Annotated in this window: 14 protein-coding genes; 5 read left to right on the top strand and 9 right to left on the bottom strand. The window is 52.2% G+C overall.

Going from position 1 to position 16146, the window contains the following annotated elements; genetic code table 11:
- Positions 1-212: 212 nt before the first annotated feature.
- The 3 genes from ACEQ15_RS17055 to ACEQ15_RS17045 are packed head-to-tail and all read right to left on the bottom strand — an operon-like array spanning position 213 to position 4068.
- Positions 213-899, bottom strand: coding sequence for a response regulator transcription factor (locus ACEQ15_RS17055; protein WP_370280450.1), 687 nt, complete (start codon positions 897-899; stop codon positions 213-215).
- Entirely contained in the window at positions 899-2692 is a 1794-nt protein-coding gene (locus tag ACEQ15_RS17050; protein ID WP_370280449.1) for a sensor histidine kinase, read from the bottom strand. The genes ACEQ15_RS17055 and ACEQ15_RS17050 overlap by 1 nt, the downstream gene beginning before the upstream one ends.
- Before the next feature lie 44 nt (positions 2693-2736).
- The gene (locus ACEQ15_RS17045) at positions 2737-4068 is read right to left on the bottom strand and encodes a VWA domain-containing protein (protein ID WP_370280448.1); all 1332 of its coding nucleotides are present in this window, start codon (positions 4066-4068) and stop codon (positions 2737-2739) included.
- Between the two features lie 230 nt (positions 4069-4298).
- On the opposite strand from ACEQ15_RS17045, the gene ACEQ15_RS17040 reads away from it, so the two are divergent.
- A complete protein-coding gene (locus tag ACEQ15_RS17040) occupies positions 4299-4604 on the top strand; it encodes a YebG family protein (RefSeq protein ID WP_370280447.1) in 306 nt (101 codons plus the stop codon).
- Positions 4605-4699: 95 nt separating this feature from the next.
- Here ACEQ15_RS17040 and ACEQ15_RS17035 read toward each other — a convergent pair whose 3' ends face one another.
- Both ACEQ15_RS17035 and ACEQ15_RS17030 read right to left on the bottom strand, forming a co-directional pair.
- The gene (locus tag ACEQ15_RS17035) at positions 4700-5476 is read right to left on the bottom strand and encodes a DUF4197 domain-containing protein (RefSeq protein WP_370280446.1); all 777 of its coding nucleotides are present in this window, start codon (positions 5474-5476) and stop codon (positions 4700-4702) included.
- Between the two features lie 437 nt (positions 5477-5913).
- Positions 5914-6519 (bottom strand): TetR/AcrR family transcriptional regulator, encoded by a 606-nt coding sequence (locus ACEQ15_RS17030; protein WP_370280445.1) that lies wholly within the window; start codon positions 6517-6519, stop codon positions 5914-5916.
- Positions 6520-6950: 431 nt separating this feature from the next.
- Between ACEQ15_RS17030 and ACEQ15_RS17025 the strand changes: the two genes are divergently transcribed.
- Together ACEQ15_RS17025 and ACEQ15_RS17020 are read left to right on the top strand one after the other, a co-directional pair.
- A complete protein-coding gene (locus ACEQ15_RS17025) occupies positions 6951-8018 on the top strand; it encodes a sigma-54-dependent Fis family transcriptional regulator (RefSeq protein WP_370280444.1) in 1068 nt (355 codons plus the stop codon).
- A 17-nt stretch (positions 8019-8035) separates the two neighbouring features.
- Positions 8036-8359 (top strand): hypothetical protein, encoded by a 324-nt coding sequence (locus ACEQ15_RS17020; protein WP_370280443.1) that lies wholly within the window; start codon positions 8036-8038, stop codon positions 8357-8359.
- 58 nt (positions 8360-8417) lie between these two features.
- Here ACEQ15_RS17020 and ACEQ15_RS17015 read toward each other — a convergent pair whose 3' ends face one another.
- Both ACEQ15_RS17015 and ACEQ15_RS17010 read right to left on the bottom strand, forming a co-directional pair.
- A complete protein-coding gene (locus tag ACEQ15_RS17015) occupies positions 8418-9074 on the bottom strand; it encodes a peroxiredoxin (protein WP_370280442.1) in 657 nt (218 codons plus the stop codon).
- Between the two features lie 249 nt (positions 9075-9323).
- The gene (locus tag ACEQ15_RS17010) at positions 9324-9920 is read right to left on the bottom strand and encodes a pyridoxamine 5'-phosphate oxidase family protein (RefSeq protein WP_370280441.1); all 597 of its coding nucleotides are present in this window, start codon (positions 9918-9920) and stop codon (positions 9324-9326) included.
- Positions 9921-10022: 102 nt separating this feature from the next.
- Here ACEQ15_RS17010 and ACEQ15_RS17005 point away from each other — a divergent pair, with 102 nt between their 5' ends.
- Both ACEQ15_RS17005 and ACEQ15_RS17000 read left to right on the top strand, forming a co-directional pair.
- The gene (locus ACEQ15_RS17005; protein ID WP_370280440.1) at positions 10023-11498 is read left to right on the top strand and encodes a PLP-dependent aminotransferase family protein; all 1476 of its coding nucleotides are present in this window, start codon (positions 10023-10025) and stop codon (positions 11496-11498) included.
- 170 nt (positions 11499-11668) lie between these two features.
- Positions 11669-12415 carry a MipA/OmpV family protein gene (locus tag ACEQ15_RS17000; RefSeq protein ID WP_370280439.1) on the top strand — a complete coding sequence of 249 codons (747 nt, stop codon included), beginning with the start codon at positions 11669-11671 and terminating at the stop codon, positions 12413-12415.
- Between the two features lie 65 nt (positions 12416-12480).
- Here ACEQ15_RS17000 and ACEQ15_RS16995 read toward each other — a convergent pair whose 3' ends face one another.
- Entirely contained in the window at positions 12481-12975 is a 495-nt protein-coding gene (locus tag ACEQ15_RS16995; RefSeq protein ID WP_370280438.1) for a GNAT family N-acetyltransferase, read from the bottom strand.
- A 139-nt stretch (positions 12976-13114) separates the two neighbouring features.
- The coding region (gene metH, locus ACEQ15_RS16990) for a methionine synthase (RefSeq protein WP_370280436.1) at positions 13115-16146 on the bottom strand (3032 nt) is incomplete at its 5' end.

The following is a 16146-nucleotide window of genomic DNA, read 5'->3' as shown; positions in this document are numbered from 1 at the left end:
TGATACCATTCAGTTCTGAGATAAGGGGAAGCCGGGGTTTAATCTACAGAACAGCCTTAGGGACTAAGGGCAGCCACAAACTCACCGACTTCTGACGATGGACGGTAGCTAACCACCCATCTTGGAGAGATACAAGGGCAGCCTTTAGGCTGCCGGCAGGCTGAAGCCTGCCCTACAAAAACACTGCGGATATTTCCGGTTTCCAACCATCCTCACCCATCAAACCGATACCCCAACCCATGCACAGTCAACACGATCTTGGGATTCTTCGGGTCGATCTCAATCGCTTTGCGTAACTTGGAAATATGCTGGTCCAATGTACGACTGTTGGGCAGATAATCACGGCCCCAGCAGTGGTTGAAGAGGGCATCACGGTCGACAACCTTTCCCTTTTCCCTATGCAACAGCTGCAGGATCTTCATATCCCGCAGGCTCAGTTCGATTGTCTGGCCGTCACGTGTAGCGCGTAGTTCATCCGGAAACACGTCAAGGTCGGCCATCTGGAACTGGTTGCTGTTAACCGGTGCGTTGTAAGCAGCAAGGGCACGACGGGTAACCGCACGAATCCGCGCGATCACCTCACGGGTTCCAAACGGTTTTTTGATGTAGTCGTCTGCGCCTAGTTCTAGTCCAACCACTTGGTCGATCTCTTCAGACTTTGCGGTGATAAAGATCACGGGAACCTGAACATTCTGCTGTCGGATTGCCCGGCAGACAGCGTAGCCGTCCATCTTCGGCATCATAATATCCAGTAATACCAGATCCGGTTGATGGGCTTGGTATTGTGCCAGCGCAGCTTCACCATCCTCTGCCTCGACACATTTGTATCCTTCGGCTTCCAGCAGGTCTTTCAACCCCAGTCGGATATTGAAATCATCTTCTGCAATCAGGACGTTCATTATTGTGCTCCTTGAGGCGGCATATCGGTGCGAAGTGAAATCAGGAAACTCGCACCTTGATCCGACGACTCGATCACAAGATCCCCTCCATGGCTGCGTGCAATTTCTCGGGCTAACCCCAGCCCGATACCTGTACCAGTTACGCCGTCGGTGAGTTGGTTGCTACAACGGTAGAACGGGGTGAACACCATGTGCCAGTCGGCTTTGGGAATACCCGGTCCGTTGTCAGCCACCCGCAGGTAACTCATGCCCGCGTCACTCCAGCTGCGAATCGCAATTTCGCCACTGTTGGCGGCGTATTTTTCGCAATTGCTAAGCAGGTTATTAAGGATCTGTTCCAGCGCACCGCAGTCTATCTGCACCAGCGTGCGGTCTTCGGCAGAGTAAACCACCTTCAGGCCTCGCTGTGACAACGCGGGAGTGAAGTGCTCGACCACCGTTTCTACGCAATCCGCTACGGTACCCGGCATCGGGGTGATGGTATGGCTGCCACGCCCAAGACGGGAAAAGCTCAGAACGTTATCGATCAGCCGAGACAGGCGCTGACTCTCGTTGCTGATCACGCCCACGTATCGCTGCGAACGCTCAGATTCCGGATCATACGGCAGGCTTTGCTCCAGCATCTCTGCATACATCCGCACATTGGTGAGCGGTGTTTTGAGTTCGTGAGAGACCTGATTCACGAAGTTCACCCGCTGCTGTGCCAGCCTCATATCCCGTTGGTATTCCCTGTAGATCAACCAGGCGATAACCGATAGACCTAATGTCGTTGCAAGAATTACAAGCGCCATACTGATCCAGCTTGCCCCCTGAACGTTTAGCGCAGGAGCATAATACTCCAGACGCCAACTGCCCAAAGGATGGCTTAGCGGCAGAAGCTTAAGCGGTTTGCTGCTCTTGACTAGTGCGTCCTCAGCTAACTGTCCCCACGCATAGATTTGCTCACCACGACTATTGATCAAACGGATCTCTGCATTGTGGAGCGGAGCGTCGGCTTGAATCTGGATAGGGCTCGTAGGCAGGTTTGTGATCAGGTCTGCCGTGAGACGCGCACCGTTCAACGCAAAGCCAATCACTGTACCTTCGTTGTTACGCCTCCAGTAGATATGGTGCAAACGGGTATCTGCATACCAGGCAATCCAGCCTGATGCCGCCGTATCAAACCCTGCTTGAGGTTGTGCAGCGACGACCACTTGCTCAGTGGCAATATCTGCCTGGACGATATCTGCAGAGTAAGTTACCGCGGGCGCGCGCAACGTTATCTTCTGGGGTGGAGCAGCTTTCTGTGCTGCGATCGGTTCGCTGCGCAGGTACTGCTCGGGTGCTGCGGACTGCGTTGCCAGAGAAGGTGTAACGAGAGTCGGGTCACGTGGTTTGTCGTAGAAGAGATTGGGGGTCGCCAATAGTTCGTGTATCTGATTCAGGAAACGCCGCTCACCTGAGGTCAGCTCGCTACCCCGCATCGGATAGAGACGCTTACCGTCAGCCTCCATTACGAATACATTTGCGATCTGCGGACTCTGTTTTATAAGTGAATCAATAGCTTGCGGCTGAAAGGTAAAGTTTCCGCTGCGATAAAGGTCATCAATCTGCTGATCCAATGCATCTTGCAAACGGGCAAAATGCTGCACCATCTGGGCATCCACATCGGACAGCTGAGCCTCAATCAGAGCACCCAGCTGCAGCTTGAGAAGTTCCTGCTGGTTGCTCTGCAGGCGAACGCCGAACCACGCCAGCAAGATCAATGGCACGATAATAAGGCTGGCGAGCAAGATCGGCGTTCGTTTCTTCAAGGTATCTCGTTCCCTGTCTTTTCTTTGATTTACGTTAGTGAGACTTAATAGCTCTGCTGCGTTGCGCGTTTATACAGACGTTCCTTCAGCTCTTTGCGCTTCTTGTTCCAATCCTGGTCGCTTTCAAGCTCTTCGGCATCCTGCAGGGCTTCCGCTTTCTGTTCAAGCAGTTTAGGTGACGCCAGGCTCTGACCAAGATTATCCAGGTAGATGGCGTTCTGTTTGAGGACAGATTTAGCGGCTTCGATATCACCTTTGTCACGCAGTTCGATGGCACGACGGCTTTCTTCGTTAGCAACCTGCTCGGCAGCGGCTTCGTAGGTTTTTACATCTACCGCATCCTGAACCTGTTTCTTTGACTGGCTGAAGCTTGCCAGCACAGTGTTTCGCAGAGACTGGGCTTGTTTGCTGTACAGATTGGTATAACTCACACCAACATCCGCCACTTCAAAGTTTTTAGCCTCAGACTGAGCAGGGATTTCGACCTCCAGGATAATGAACTTCTCCTGTTCACTATAGAGCTGGTTCATACGGGTAGTGATACGGCTACCCCGAATCTCTGCTTCTCGCCCCAGAATACGCACCGGACGAACACCGTTTTTACAGTGAATTTCGATATTCACACCCTGCGCCACAACAGACAACACATCACCAAACTCGTATTGGAAGATCCGCGCAAGGTCTTCGGCATTCTCAACAAATGCGTGGTTACCGTCGCTGTAGCCAGCAAGCTGCGTCATCAGGTCTTCGTTGTATCCAAGCCCCAAACCGATGGTGGTAACACTCATACCTTCCTTCGCCAGCGACAAACCAAGCTGACCAAGCTCATTAGGCGTGCTCGGCCCAACGTTAGCGAGGCCGTCGGACAGAAGGATGACGCGATTAACCTTGTTCAGGTCGAGAAACTTACGCAGTTCCTGAGCGCCTTTGCTCACGCCAGCGAACAGGGCAGTATTGCCGTTTGCGTGGATATTACGGATGGCACGGGCAATCTGATGCTTATCGCTTACACGGGTTGCAGGCACAACCACTTGCACACGCGAGTCATAGGAGACCACGGAGACAATGTCGTTCTCGTTAAGCCGTTTGATCGCCATGATCGCAGCTTCGCGCGCCTGTTGTATCTTTTCGCCCTGCATCGATCCGGATTTGTCCAGGACGATAGCGATGTTAGCGGGTATCCGCGCTTCGCTCTGCTCCTGCTTGAAGCCTTCCAGGGAGATTTTGATAAAGGTTTTCTGACTTTGGTCTGCACTCATAACCGGTGTAGCCAGGCTGGTGGTGAGATTGATCTCACGGGCTTGAGCACTGGAAAGCCCCATCACTACAGCGAGCAGGGGAAGCATTAATCGGCGAGCGGCTGATTGTATGTTCATGATCTGTTTTCCTTGTTCAGATGATGTAGTCACTCTACGCCGCTAAGCGATTTGAAAAGTCAGATAAAGGTTCGGAGTTTGTAAAAGATTTGTAAATAGTCTCGCCTCTGAATGTCGATTTCAGATCAAGGATTGCGCAATCACAAATATACTGTATATTTATACAGCATATCGATTCTAACCCCTTCAAGTCGCTCTGAAGAGCTGCAGAAACCGTCAGGAGGCTACCGATGGCCATTGAGATTGTATACCGCGTGAAAGACCGGAACGGCAAGGTTGTAGGAGAGTACATGGATTCTAAGCTGGCAAACATCATCGATAAGCGCACCGATGTGATGTACGAGATGGCTGACAAGCTGATCGCCACAGGCCTAAGCGAAGAGCAGGCTGACACCGCCGCAGAGATGATCCTGAACAGCCGCCATGACTTTATGGATCTGCTGAAAAGCGTGAAGGATATCCCAACCCCAAAAGTGGTTGAGGGAAAGGGTGGCAAAGCGGCAGAGTCGGAGCAGGCAGTGGCTGCGGAAGCTTAAGTTAACGAGATTAGATTAGTACAGAGCACCAAGTCGGCTCATCCAGTTGTGTTCCCCTCACTGGATGAGCCGCAATTACCAAGACAAGAAGAGAGTTATTGGAAAACTTTCTTCAGCAGCTCGGTAGTACGTGCTGCCGGATTCTCACGAATTTTCTTCTCTTCTTCAGCCAGGACGGTAAACAGGCCATCCAGTGCTTTTTCCGTCACGTGGTCTTCCAGATTCACATTCAGGTTATTACCCACGTATGGCAGCTGTTTCGCTTCCTCTGCAACCACACCGTAGTATCGGGTAACACCCACGTCATTCATCGACTCAGTGATACTTGGCTTAAACAACTCGGTCAGGCGGGCAGAGGTTTTCTCACGGAAGTATTCGGTTGCAGCATTGTCCGGGCCGTCATAGATACGCTTGGCATCTTCAATCGTCATCTCCTTCAATGCACCCACGATCAGATCCGTCGCGTGTGGCGCCGCTTTCTCTGCCGCGCGGTTCATGCTCTCTTCAAACTGCTGAACCTGCTTTTCCATGCCCATTTTATTCAGCAGACTGGCTGCTTGATCCAGCGGCTCTGGAAGCGGTACGCGAATGTTAGCGTTATTCAGGTAACCACCGTCCTGGCTGATCGTATCAATAGCACGACGGCTTCCCACTTCCAGCGCCTCTTTCAGGCCTTGGATCAGAGTTTCCGTATCCAGTGAAGTTGGAAGGGCAGAGTCCGCAGAACTCCCCCCATTAAGCTGTTTATCCAGTACCTCTTTACCCGTGTCTTCCAGATTTTTAAGTAAATCACCAAACCCAGCCGTCGCGGTATGGGTGAATGACAAGCTCAGTGCAGTAGCGAGCGGTAACCAGATCAGTGTTTTTTTCATATCAACTCCATGTGTACCAGATACAGCGTCTATCTAAATATAGCGATCAGCCTAGATCGACGTAGCTTTATCCGTGCTGAATAAACAAGTGTGGGTTTAGTTTACTCACCGGCACCGCAGTTATGTAGCTTTGTGTTTGTGAGTCACGCTGTGTAGCGAAAATTACTACTTTGGAACGAACTTTGAGCCACTTTAAGAACGAACAGTATGCTGAACAGTCTTATGTACCGTATAACGAAACGGGAGCATACGATGATAAAGTTCATTTTCGCCGTAGTTGCTGTGCTAGGGATGAGTGCAAGTATGGCTGTTTCAGCGCATTCCGTGGATGAGGGCGTTTATCAGGATACCTTTAGCCATAACATTGAGCATATCTATAACCCATCCACCCGATAACTTAGCGGTGAAGCAGGGGGGCTGACTCCCTGCTCACGTCTTTAAGCTTGCAGAGTCAGCTTGCCACTCTGTATGGCATCATCACTGATCGAGCGTACCAGGTTTAAAAAGCTAATCGCCGCGATGTTAGAAATGGCATCCCGGTCGTTCGCCCAAGGCTTCTGATAACCAACGAATGGGGTAAGGCCCTCCATCGATGCTGAAATAAACAGCGCAACCTGTTCGCGGGATTGATCGCTTAGCGCAGGATTAAGGCTGGCGATCAGGTCATTCAGTACCAGGCGGGCTTTGGTATACAAGGCGTCCATGCGTTCCGCTGCATGCTCGTCATGGTTGGCCAATGCCCAAAGTTCTGGGAAGAAGTTGGTGGTTGCCTGTGTCCCCAAGTCGTCGATGATAAACCGGACGATAGCGATAAACTGATCCTCAAGTGAGACACCGGCATCCTGGCGGACGTTATCAAACTCAGCAATGTAGGCCGCTATCACCGTGTCGAGAAGATCACGCAACAGGTCCTGCTTGTTGGAGTAGTAGTAATTCAGATTCCCGACACTGATACCCGCGCCGGCGGCGACTTTTCGCAGGGTGAGGTTGTGATACCCACCGGAGATCATCAAATCTTGCGCCGACTGAAGAATTTTTAGCACGCGCTCCTGGCCCTTAGAAAAGGCAGCGGTGCCGGGTCTGACTTGTAGCTGAATCGAACGCATGGAATATCTTCTGAAAGGCCTGTTTTGTGGGAATTATCTCGGGTTTATCGGCGGTGTTCAATTTAGGTCAAAAAATAATCTAAATGTAGCTGTTTATAACGACATGGTCTTAGCTTGGCATAAAATAGGACGCTAGTCCTATTTTATTTTTCAGGACCTGCTGCTATGGTTAAATACATTCTAGGTCACACGTCCTAATAAATATAAAACTGAGTGTCCCAATATGAATGTTCCAGCCCTGTATCTCGGGATGGTTAAGGCAACAGACCAGCCATACCCGCCAGCAACGACTAAACGGACCTACCGCAGAAACCATTCACTCGATGACGGCTTAGTTTCGCTGTCTCAGTTTTGTTGAGGTTCCCGTTATGCTTGCCAATACGACACCGCACACTTCAGATGAGCATCGCATCGTTACGTTTCCCAAGAAGGGCACTCGCTCTGCGCCCCAAGGGAAGATCACGCTGCAAGAAGTCACGTTTCAGGATGCGGAGTTTTCCAAAGTCGCCCACCGCGGTGTAAAAGCACTGAACCACGAGATTCCAATACTGATCCTTGGCGAAACAGGGGCGGGGAAAGAGGTGCTCGCACGTACGCTGCACAACGACAGTTGCCGCGGCTCAAGTCCGTTTGTCGCGCTGAACTGCGCTGCCATCCCGGAAGGATTGATAGAGTCAGAGCTGTTCGGTTATACCGATGGCGCGTTTACCGGCGCGCGCCGGGGAGGAATGAAAGGCAAAGTCCAACTGGCGGATAAGGGTACTTTGTTCTTGGACGAAATTGGCGACATGCCCCTCGATCTTCAGGCGCGTTTGCTACGCGTATTGCAGGACCGCCGTGTTACGCCGCTGGGTAGCGGAAAAGAGATCCCTGTCGATATAACCGTCATCTGCGCAACGCACCGTGATCTGAAGCAGATGGTGGCTGAGGGTACTTTCCGTGAAGATCTTTACTACCGCCTCAACGGCATGACCATCCGTATTCCTTCCCTTCGTAAACGATCCAATTTCGATGATTTCGTTCATCACATGCTCCGGATCGAAGCTGGGCATGATCACAACATTCGTATTGATACAGGCCTAATGGAAGCGCTCTCGTCCTATCGCTGGCCAGGAAACGTAAGGCAGCTGCAAACCGTGCTAAAAACCTGCGTGGCGTTTTTGGAAGAAGGTGAAAACCTGATTACGCAGGAACACCTGACAGAGGATTTCCGCGAAGAGTTGTCATCAAACCGACACTTCCAGTTCACCGAAGGGAATTGCGCGGGTAAGGGCAAAACACTGAAAAGCGCCGAAGCCGAGCATATCCGCAAGGTGATCGCATCTACCGGTGGCAATATCTCCGCTTCAGCCTCAGCTCTGGGGATTAGCAGAGCGACGTTATATCGCCGCCTTCAAAACGCGGGCATGGAAGCAGAACTCACCGCACGCGATTAACCGCAGAGGTAAACGCCATGACCATTGCACAATCCGTCTGTCTCGATGAAGAAAACAAACAATATTCCGGTACTGGCGGTGTGAGCAAAGGAAACGCACACGCGAGCTTTATTCCAGCATTTATGGATACGGAGACCGGCCAGGTAGAGCTGTCACGTTTTAGTGATGGTCGAATTGCACCTTGCCACATGTTAGATGGCTTACCGGATAGCTGGATTACAGGCAGAGACTTGCGAGGACGGGTACGGAACATCAAAAACACCGTAGTATCCGGATTCGTGCGTCTGGAGCAGTTCTTTACCCGCGAAGAAGCCGCTCGGTTTATCTCCAATTACTCGTGACAGTGTGGAAGGTTAGGGAAGCGACTTGTTGTGATGCCGCTCCCCTATAGCGTTCTCTTTATTTCGGCTGAGGTACAATGCGCATATATGGTTTCGGTGCTTTCCAGCCGTCCGGGAAGCGTTTCCGGGCTTCATCATCGGAAACAGCCGGCACGATGATCACGTCTTCCCCTTGCTTCCAATTCACCGGAGTTGCCACTTTGTGGGCCATGGTTAACTGGCAAGAATCCAGCAAACGCAGAACCTCATCGAAGTTGCGGCCTGTGCTCATCGGATAGGTAAGGGTGGCTTTCACCTTTTTATCAGGTCCAATCACGAAGACGGAGCGGATGGTCGCATTATCAACAGCGGTGCGTGGCTGCGCACCACTCGCATTTGGATGGATCATATCGTAGAGCTTCGCAACGGTCAGATCCGGATCACCAATCATGGGGTAGTTCACAGCGTGCCCTTGGGTTTCTTCGATATCGCCGACCCAGGCTTCATGATCACTCACCGGGTCGATGCTCAGACCGATGATTTTAGTGTTTCTCTTATCGAACTCGGGCTTAAGCTTCGCCATGTAGCCCAGTTCGGTTGTGCAGACTGGCGTAAAATCTTTTGGATGTGAGAACAGGATGGCCCAACTGTCACCAATCCATTCATGAAATTTGATCGTTCCCTCTGTAGTTTCTGCAGTGAAGTCGGGTGCGTCGTCGCCGATTCGGATTGACATAACTCACCTCGAAATTTGTTTAATCGTCACCTGGCCGCATAGTCTCTTAACAGCATTGAACGCGTCCTGGCAGGTCGTTAGGTTAAAAGCGGTGTCTGTGGCGCGCGTACGGAGCGGCACAGTGCCGGAGGCCACTCATGTATTGAACGGCTGGCTCCGGCACTTTCACTATAGATCAGATAGGTATACCCGAAAGATTCGAGTCTTAAGGCCGGTTAGATGTTTTCGTAATGAACTCTTTCTGTCCGATCACTCACTGACCAGGTCACCGATAAGCGTTGTCACTGGTTTAACGCCAGACCAAGTTGGATAATTGAGGTCTTCCTCGTCATCAACCGGCGGACCGGTTCTGATCTTTGCTGACACCTCATCGATCGGAAAGCTGATCACAACCGTCGCCTTCATCTCGGTTTCATTGGGCGGACGTGCTTCGCTTGAGCGACCTTCACTGAATTTCTCCAACATCTGATCTAACGCAAAACGTTTGTGCTCTGGGCCTTCAATTACTTCACCCTGACCATAGAGCATGACGGAGCGGAAGTTCGCTGAGTGATGAAAGGCTGACTTGGCAAACACCAATCCATCAAGCAGGGTTACAGTAATACAGGCAGTTTCACCGCGAATGATCGACTGGAACAGCCCGTTTTTGCTTGATCCGTGCACATACAGCCGATCGCCGATACGCCAGTGAAAATTTGGCTGCACGGCCGCCGTGTTATGCATCGTCGCCCCAATATGGCAGACAAACGCCTCATCCAGTATTGAATAGATCGTCGTGCGGTCGTAGCACGCCTTTTTGGGTCCACGTCTGACCCGTGTTCTTTCCGTTACAGCGATAGATTCCACAGCAACAGCTCCCTTTCATCGTTAACTTGCAGTGGGTCCAGAATAGAGGCTAAATGGACTAATAAAGAGCCCCATTATTGCAAACTATATAGACCCACTTTTATGGCCTCTCAGTTCCCTTCATCTCTGTTTCTGCCATTTCAGGAATCCAGCAGCGAGTTAGCACAATACACAAGGCTGTTTCGAGCTTTCCAGCAGGCCATCATTAATGGTGATTTGACGCCCGGCGCAAAGCTACCGGCAAGCCGAGCGCTGTGCGCAGAACTTGGTATCTCCCGCAACACCGTTAAAACCGCGTATGAAATGCTACATGCCGAAGGTTATGTGGAAACCCGCCACGGTGCGGGCAGTTTTGTGGCAACCAATCTGCCATTGGATACGGTCGATCAAAGTGAGGATCAAGCACAACCACAGGCGCAAGTGCCGCCCAAGCTGTCTGCAATGGCGCAAACGCTGGTGGGTGTACGCAAGCCTAACCAAATGAAAACGGGGGAACTGCTACTTCCGGCCCAACCCTGCGTTAACAGCTTCCCCTGGAGCCAGTGGCAACGTGCGGTTGCAAGTGCCGGACGTCAGATGAAATACCAGCAGAATTCGGTTATGGGGAACAGCCAGCTTCGTGAGCAGATCGCAAACTATCTTCGCGTTGTGCGCGGTGTGAAATGCACCACAGACCAGGTGATGATCTGCTCAGGTTCTCAGCAGGCAATGTTTCTGGCGCTTAAATTATTGGTAGATGCCGGAGAGGCCGTCATCGCCGAAGACCCGGGATACCAAGGCATCGACGGAGCGATTGCTGCGGTGGGTGCAACTAAAATTCCGGCGCAAGTGGACAAGCAGGGCATTCAACTCGAAGACGGTTTGCAACAAGCACCGAATGCACGCGTGGTGATGCTTACGCCATCAAGAAACCATCCGTTGGGGCACACGTTAAGCCTCGACAGGCGGCTTCAGCTCCTGCAGTGGGCAAAGCGCAACGGCAGTTGGCTGATCGAAGACGATTACGACAGTGAGTTCAGGTTTGAGCAGCAGCCGTTAACCTCCTTGCAGGGGCTGGGCGGTCAGGATGTCGTGATCTATACGGGCACATTCAGCCGCATCCTCCATCCCGGAATCCGCCTGGGCTACATGGTACTGCCTGAACTGTTGTTGGAACCCGCCACCCGCGCCAAAACCTACATGGAAGGCGGCACATCGATTCTTCCGCAACTTGCGTTAGCCGAGTTCATGTCCAGCGGACACTTTGCTAGCCATGTGAGACGGATGCGCAAACTGTACCACCAACGTCGGGAGATCCTGCACAGTGCAATTGACGCTCGGCTCGGGGCCCAGTTGTCGCTCATACCCAGCGATGGCGGAATGCACTCGGTTTACCTCATTCCTGAGCAATGGGACGACCGCCGTATCCGGCAACTATGCGAAGCTCGTGGACTGGGCATACGGGACTTATCCCGCTATTACACGGGTCAGAAACGAACCTGTGGATTGGTCATCGGCTTTGCGGGCTACAGTGAAGCAGAGATCAATACAGGCGTCGATCGACTAGCCGCGGCTATTGATCTTTATAGTAGCGAGTAGGAACGCAGCCCCATCGCTGGTCTACGTTGTAGGTGGATGTGCAGATGTTGCTGTCCACCTATCTATGCCCACGTCATAGCGCTGTGCTTTACATAGCTTTTCACACTCTTAACGTCCCTTTGCATGTGAAATCCGTATCCTGCTGCCATCAATGACAACAGGACATCCACATGAAGAAAACCACTCTGGGTACGGCCTTGCTGGCCGCGACCGTTACTGCATCTGCCAATGCAGAATCGACACGAGATTTGCAGTTCGGATTGGGCGTTGGAGCAGCGTTCAGCGAGTCTATTTACACCGGCGTTGATGACCACAACGATGCCATTCCGCTAATTGACCTTCAATATGGCAACTTCTTTGTGAAAGGGCTCGAAGCGGGGTACACACTGCGGGAAAACGATCGTTATAGCCTGGTGGTTTCCGTCGCTGGCGATAGCCTCAACGGTGAACGCGACGACAGCTCTGCACTTGCTGATATGGGTGATGTGGATAGTGGTGTAAACCTGAAGCTCTCCGGCAAACTGAATACCGATTACGGCCGCCTGGGTTTGGCTATCGCACAGGATATCAGTGATGAGCACGACGGTACCGAGCTCACCTTCAGCTGGGGACAGCCTCTTCATTTCAATAATTTGGCAGTGATGCCAACTGTGTATGCCAGCTGGATGAGTGATGATCTCGTTAACCACTACTACGGTGTATCCGCAACGCAGGCGTTACCAGATCGTGCACAGTATGAAGGAGAAGACGGCTGGCGTTACGGTGTGAAGCTTGCGGCAACGTACCCGTTAACTAAATCGTGGAGCGTAAACGGTGGCGTTAAAGCGGAATGGTACGGTGATGAGGTAACTAACAGCTCCATTGTCGAGGAGGACAGCGCACTGTCAGGCTTTGTTGGTGTGAAGTACCAGTTCTGATACGTAAAGAAGAAGGGCGCAACTGGAAGGGACCTGTTGTGCCCGGTGAAATCGGATCAGACAGATTAGTTGAGCGAAAGCGACATCTCGTGCCAGCTCAGGCCACCATGATCCGATTCAGATGGCCCAAGATCCTGATAACCAAACTTGGCATACATAGTGATCAGCTCTTTCTGACAGATCAGGTAGATCTCATCCTTACCCATCAGTTTCATACGACCAATAAAGTCATCCATCAGCTTGCCCGCCATACCCTGGCCCTGATAGTCTGGGTGGACAACAACCGACATGATCACGATCTTCTTGCCGTTAGGATCGTGTCCTACCAGCTCCTTAAAGTCCTCATCAGAGAGCACCACGTTGTCTGTCGCACCCGCGTTGATAAAGCCGATGATCTCGCGCTCGTTCTCCAGAACGGTAAAACCTTCGGGATAGGTGCGGATACGTTTTAAGATTTTCTCTTTGCTGGCAGCTTCATCGCCACCATAGGAAACGGTTTCGATTTCGTAGCAGCGATCGAGATCCCGCTCGGTAACGTTGCCGATATTAAGGTGTGACATATTTTATTGTGGAATTCCGATGTAGGGCAGCCTTTAGGCTGCCTGGCAACCTAAAGGTTGCCCTACAATCCGTGTTTGAGATGGTGAGTAGGGTGCGTTAGCGAAGCGTAACGCACCCTACGTTTCACAAAAGAGGGAATTAACCCTCTTCAGGCTCGTAACCCAGATTCGGTGCCAGCCAACGCTCAGCCTGAGACATCTCCATGCCGGTACGGTGCGCGTAGCTTTCCACCTGGTCTTCACTGATCTTCGCAACACCGAAGTACTGAGACTCAGGGTGGCTGAAGTACCAACCGCTTACAGACGCTGCAGGCAGCATTGCGTACGCGTCGGTCAGGGTAATGCCGGTGTGCTTCTCAGCATCCAACAGTTCCCACATCAGGCCTTTCTCAGTGTGCTCGGGACACGCAGGGTAACCTGGAGCAGGGCGGATACCCTGGTACTTCTCTTTGATCAGGTCTTCGTTGTCCAGCGCTTCATCGGATGCGTAGCCCCAGATCTCGCGACGTACTTTAGCGTGCATCATTTCGGCAAAGGCTTCCGCAAAACGGTCAGCCAGCGCTTTTACCATAATCGCGTGGTAATCGTCGTGATCTGCTTCGTACTCGGCAACCAGTTCATCACAGCCGTGACCCGCAGTTACCGCGAAGGCACCGAAGTAGTCCTTCTTACCGCTGTCTTTAGGTGCGATGAAGTCGGTCAGACACATGTTGGCCTTACCTTCGGCTTTCTCGATCTGCTGACGCAGGTGGTGCAGGGTGGTCAGCACTTCGGTGCGGCTTTCGTCAGTGTACAGCTCAATATCGTCATCATTGATGCTGTTTGCGGGGAACAAACCAACAACCGCTTTCGCCGTCAGCAGCTTGTCATCAACCAGCTTCTTCAGCATCACCTTCGCATCAGCAAACAGTTTGGTTGCTTCTTCACCGATGATCTCGTCTTCCAGGATGCGTGGGTAACGACCTGCCAGCTCCCAGGAGTGGAAGAATGGAGACCAGTCAAAGTACGGCAGCAACTCTTCCAAAGAGACATCTTCAAACACCTGGATGCCCGTCTGATTTGGTACCGGTGGTGTGTAGTTGTCCCAGTCGATTGCAAACTTGTTCTCGCGTGCCGCTTCCAAAGTAACACGGCGCTTGTCGTTAGCACGTGCGGCGTGACGCTCACGCACCGCTTGATACTCTTCCTGTATCTCTTTGACGTAGTTGGCCTTTTTCTCTTTAGAGAGCAGGGCAGAGGCTACGTTTACTGCTCGGGATGCGTTGGTTACGTGAACCACCTGGTCGCGGTGGAATACCGGGTCGATCTTCACGGCAGTGTGCGCTTTGGAGGTGGTCGCACCACCGATCATCAATGGGATGTTGAACTCCTGACGCTCCATCTCTTTCGCCATGTGCACCATCTCATCCAGGGATGGAGTGATCAGGCCGGACAGACCAATAATGTCAGCATTCTCTTCACGTGCCGTTTTCAGGATCGTTTCTGCCGGCACCATTACACCCAGATCGACGATCTCGTAGTTGTTACACTGCAGCACCACGCCCACGATGTTTTTACCGATATCGTGTACATCACCTTTTACGGTGGCCATGATGATCTTGCCGTTGGAACTTGATTCGTTACCGGCTTTCTCTTCCTCGATAAACGGCATCAGGTAGGCTACCGCTTTTTTCATAACACGGGCGGATTTAACCACCTGCGGCAGGAACATTTTACCGGCACCAAACAGGTCACCGACGACACCCATACCGTCCATCAGCGGACCTTCGATCACTTCCAATGGGCGGGCGTAGTTCTGGCGGCACTCTTCGGTGTCTTCGTCGATAAATTCGGTGATGCCTTTAACCAGTGCGTGGCTTAGACGTTTGTTAACTTCCCAGCTGCGCCACTCTGCGGCCTGTGGGTCTTCCTCTGCTGCGCCGTCACCACGGTATTTGTCAGCAACCGCTAACAAGCGCTCGGTACCGTCTTCACGGGTGTTGAGAATTACGTCTTCAACCAGTTCACGCAGTTCGGTCGGCAGGTCATCGTAGATCGCCAGCTGACCGGCATTCACGATACCCATATCCATACCTTGCTTGATCGCGTGGTACAGGAACACACAGTGGATCGCTTCACGCACCGGGTTGTTACCACGGAAGGAGAAGGATACGTTGGATACACCACCGGACACTTTCGCGTGTGGTAGGTTCTTCTTGATCCAACCGGTCGCGTTGATGAAGTCAACGGCGTAGTTGTTGTGCTCGTCGATACCGGTGGCTACCGCGAAGATGTTCGGGTCGAAGATGATGTCTTCCGGCGGGAAGCCAACCTTGTCGACCAGCACACGGTAGGAGCGTTCACAGATCTCGATCTTACGCTCGTAAGTATCAGCCTGACCGGTTTCGTCGAAGGCCATAACCACAACGGCAGCACCGTAACGGCGGATTTTTCGGGCCTGTTCGATAAAGTTTTCTTCACCTTCCTTTAGGGAGATGGAGTTCACTACGCCTTTACCCTGGATGCACTGCAGTCCGGCTTCCAGTACGTCCCACTTAGAGGAGTCAATCATGATCGGCACACACGCGATGTCCGGTTCGCCGGCGATCAGGTTAAGGAAGCGCACCATAGCCGCGTGTGCATCCAGCATGCCTTCGTCCATGTTGATATCGATGACCTGTGCACCGTTTTCAACCTGCTGACGGGCAACATCCAATGCGGTTTCGTAATCGTTTTCTTTGATCAGACGCTTAAACTTGGCGGAACCGGTTACGTTGGTACGTTCACCCACGTTTACAAACAGCGTGCTTTCACCGATGTTCATCGGTTCCAGACCGGACAGGCGGCATTCAACCGGGATATCCGGCAGAGCACGTGGCGCGTGTTTCTGTGCAGCGTCGCCCATCGCCTTAACGTGCTCAGGCGTAGTACCACAACAACCACCGATGATGCTCAGGAAGCCGGACTCAGCCCAGTCGCTGATCTCTGCCGCCATCTGTTCCGGCGTTTCATCGTAGCCACCGAATGCGTTAGGCAGACCGGCGTTCGGGTGAGCAGAGACATAAGTGTCGGCGATGCGGGACAGCTCCTGCACGTACTGACGCAGTTCCTGCGGACCCAGCGCACAGTTCAGACCGATGGAAATCGGTTTAGCGTGACGTACGGAGTTCCAGAACGCTTCAGTGGTCTGAC

It is taken from the genome of Pontibacterium sp. (assembly GCF_964228735.1).
Lineage (GTDB): Bacteria > Pseudomonadota > Gammaproteobacteria > Pseudomonadales > Balneatricaceae > Pontibacterium.
Note: the sequence above shows the minus strand (reverse complement) of the source record. Positions and strands in the feature narration are given on the sequence as shown.

Excerpts from the sequence above, each read along its gene's own strand:
- ACEQ15_RS17055 (WP_370280450.1), bottom strand. The coding sequence starts at position 899 with ATGAACGTCCTGATTGCAGAAGATGATTTCAATATCCGACTGGGGTTG.
- ACEQ15_RS17045 (WP_370280448.1), bottom strand. The coding sequence starts at position 4,068 with ATGAACATACAATCAGCCGCTCGCCGATTAATGCTTCCCCTGCTCGCT.
- ACEQ15_RS17040 (WP_370280447.1), top strand. The coding sequence starts at position 4,299 with ATGGCCATTGAGATTGTATACCGCGTGAAAGACCGGAACGGCAAGGTT.
- ACEQ15_RS17035 (WP_370280446.1), bottom strand. The coding sequence starts at position 5,476 with ATGAAAAAAACACTGATCTGGTTACCGCTCGCTACTGCACTGAGCTTG.
- ACEQ15_RS17025 (WP_370280444.1), top strand. The coding sequence starts at position 6,951 with ATGCTTGCCAATACGACACCGCACACTTCAGATGAGCATCGCATCGTT.
- ACEQ15_RS17020 (WP_370280443.1), top strand. The coding sequence starts at position 8,036 with ATGACCATTGCACAATCCGTCTGTCTCGATGAAGAAAACAAACAATAT.
- ACEQ15_RS17015 (WP_370280442.1), bottom strand. The coding sequence starts at position 9,074 with ATGTCAATCCGAATCGGCGACGACGCACCCGACTTCACTGCAGAAACT.
- ACEQ15_RS17005 (WP_370280440.1), top strand. The coding sequence starts at position 10,023 with ATGGCCTCTCAGTTCCCTTCATCTCTGTTTCTGCCATTTCAGGAATCC.
- ACEQ15_RS17000 (WP_370280439.1), top strand. The coding sequence starts at position 11,669 with ATGAAGAAAACCACTCTGGGTACGGCCTTGCTGGCCGCGACCGTTACT.
- ACEQ15_RS16995 (WP_370280438.1), bottom strand. The coding sequence starts at position 12,975 with ATGTCACACCTTAATATCGGCAACGTTACCGAGCGGGATCTCGATCGC.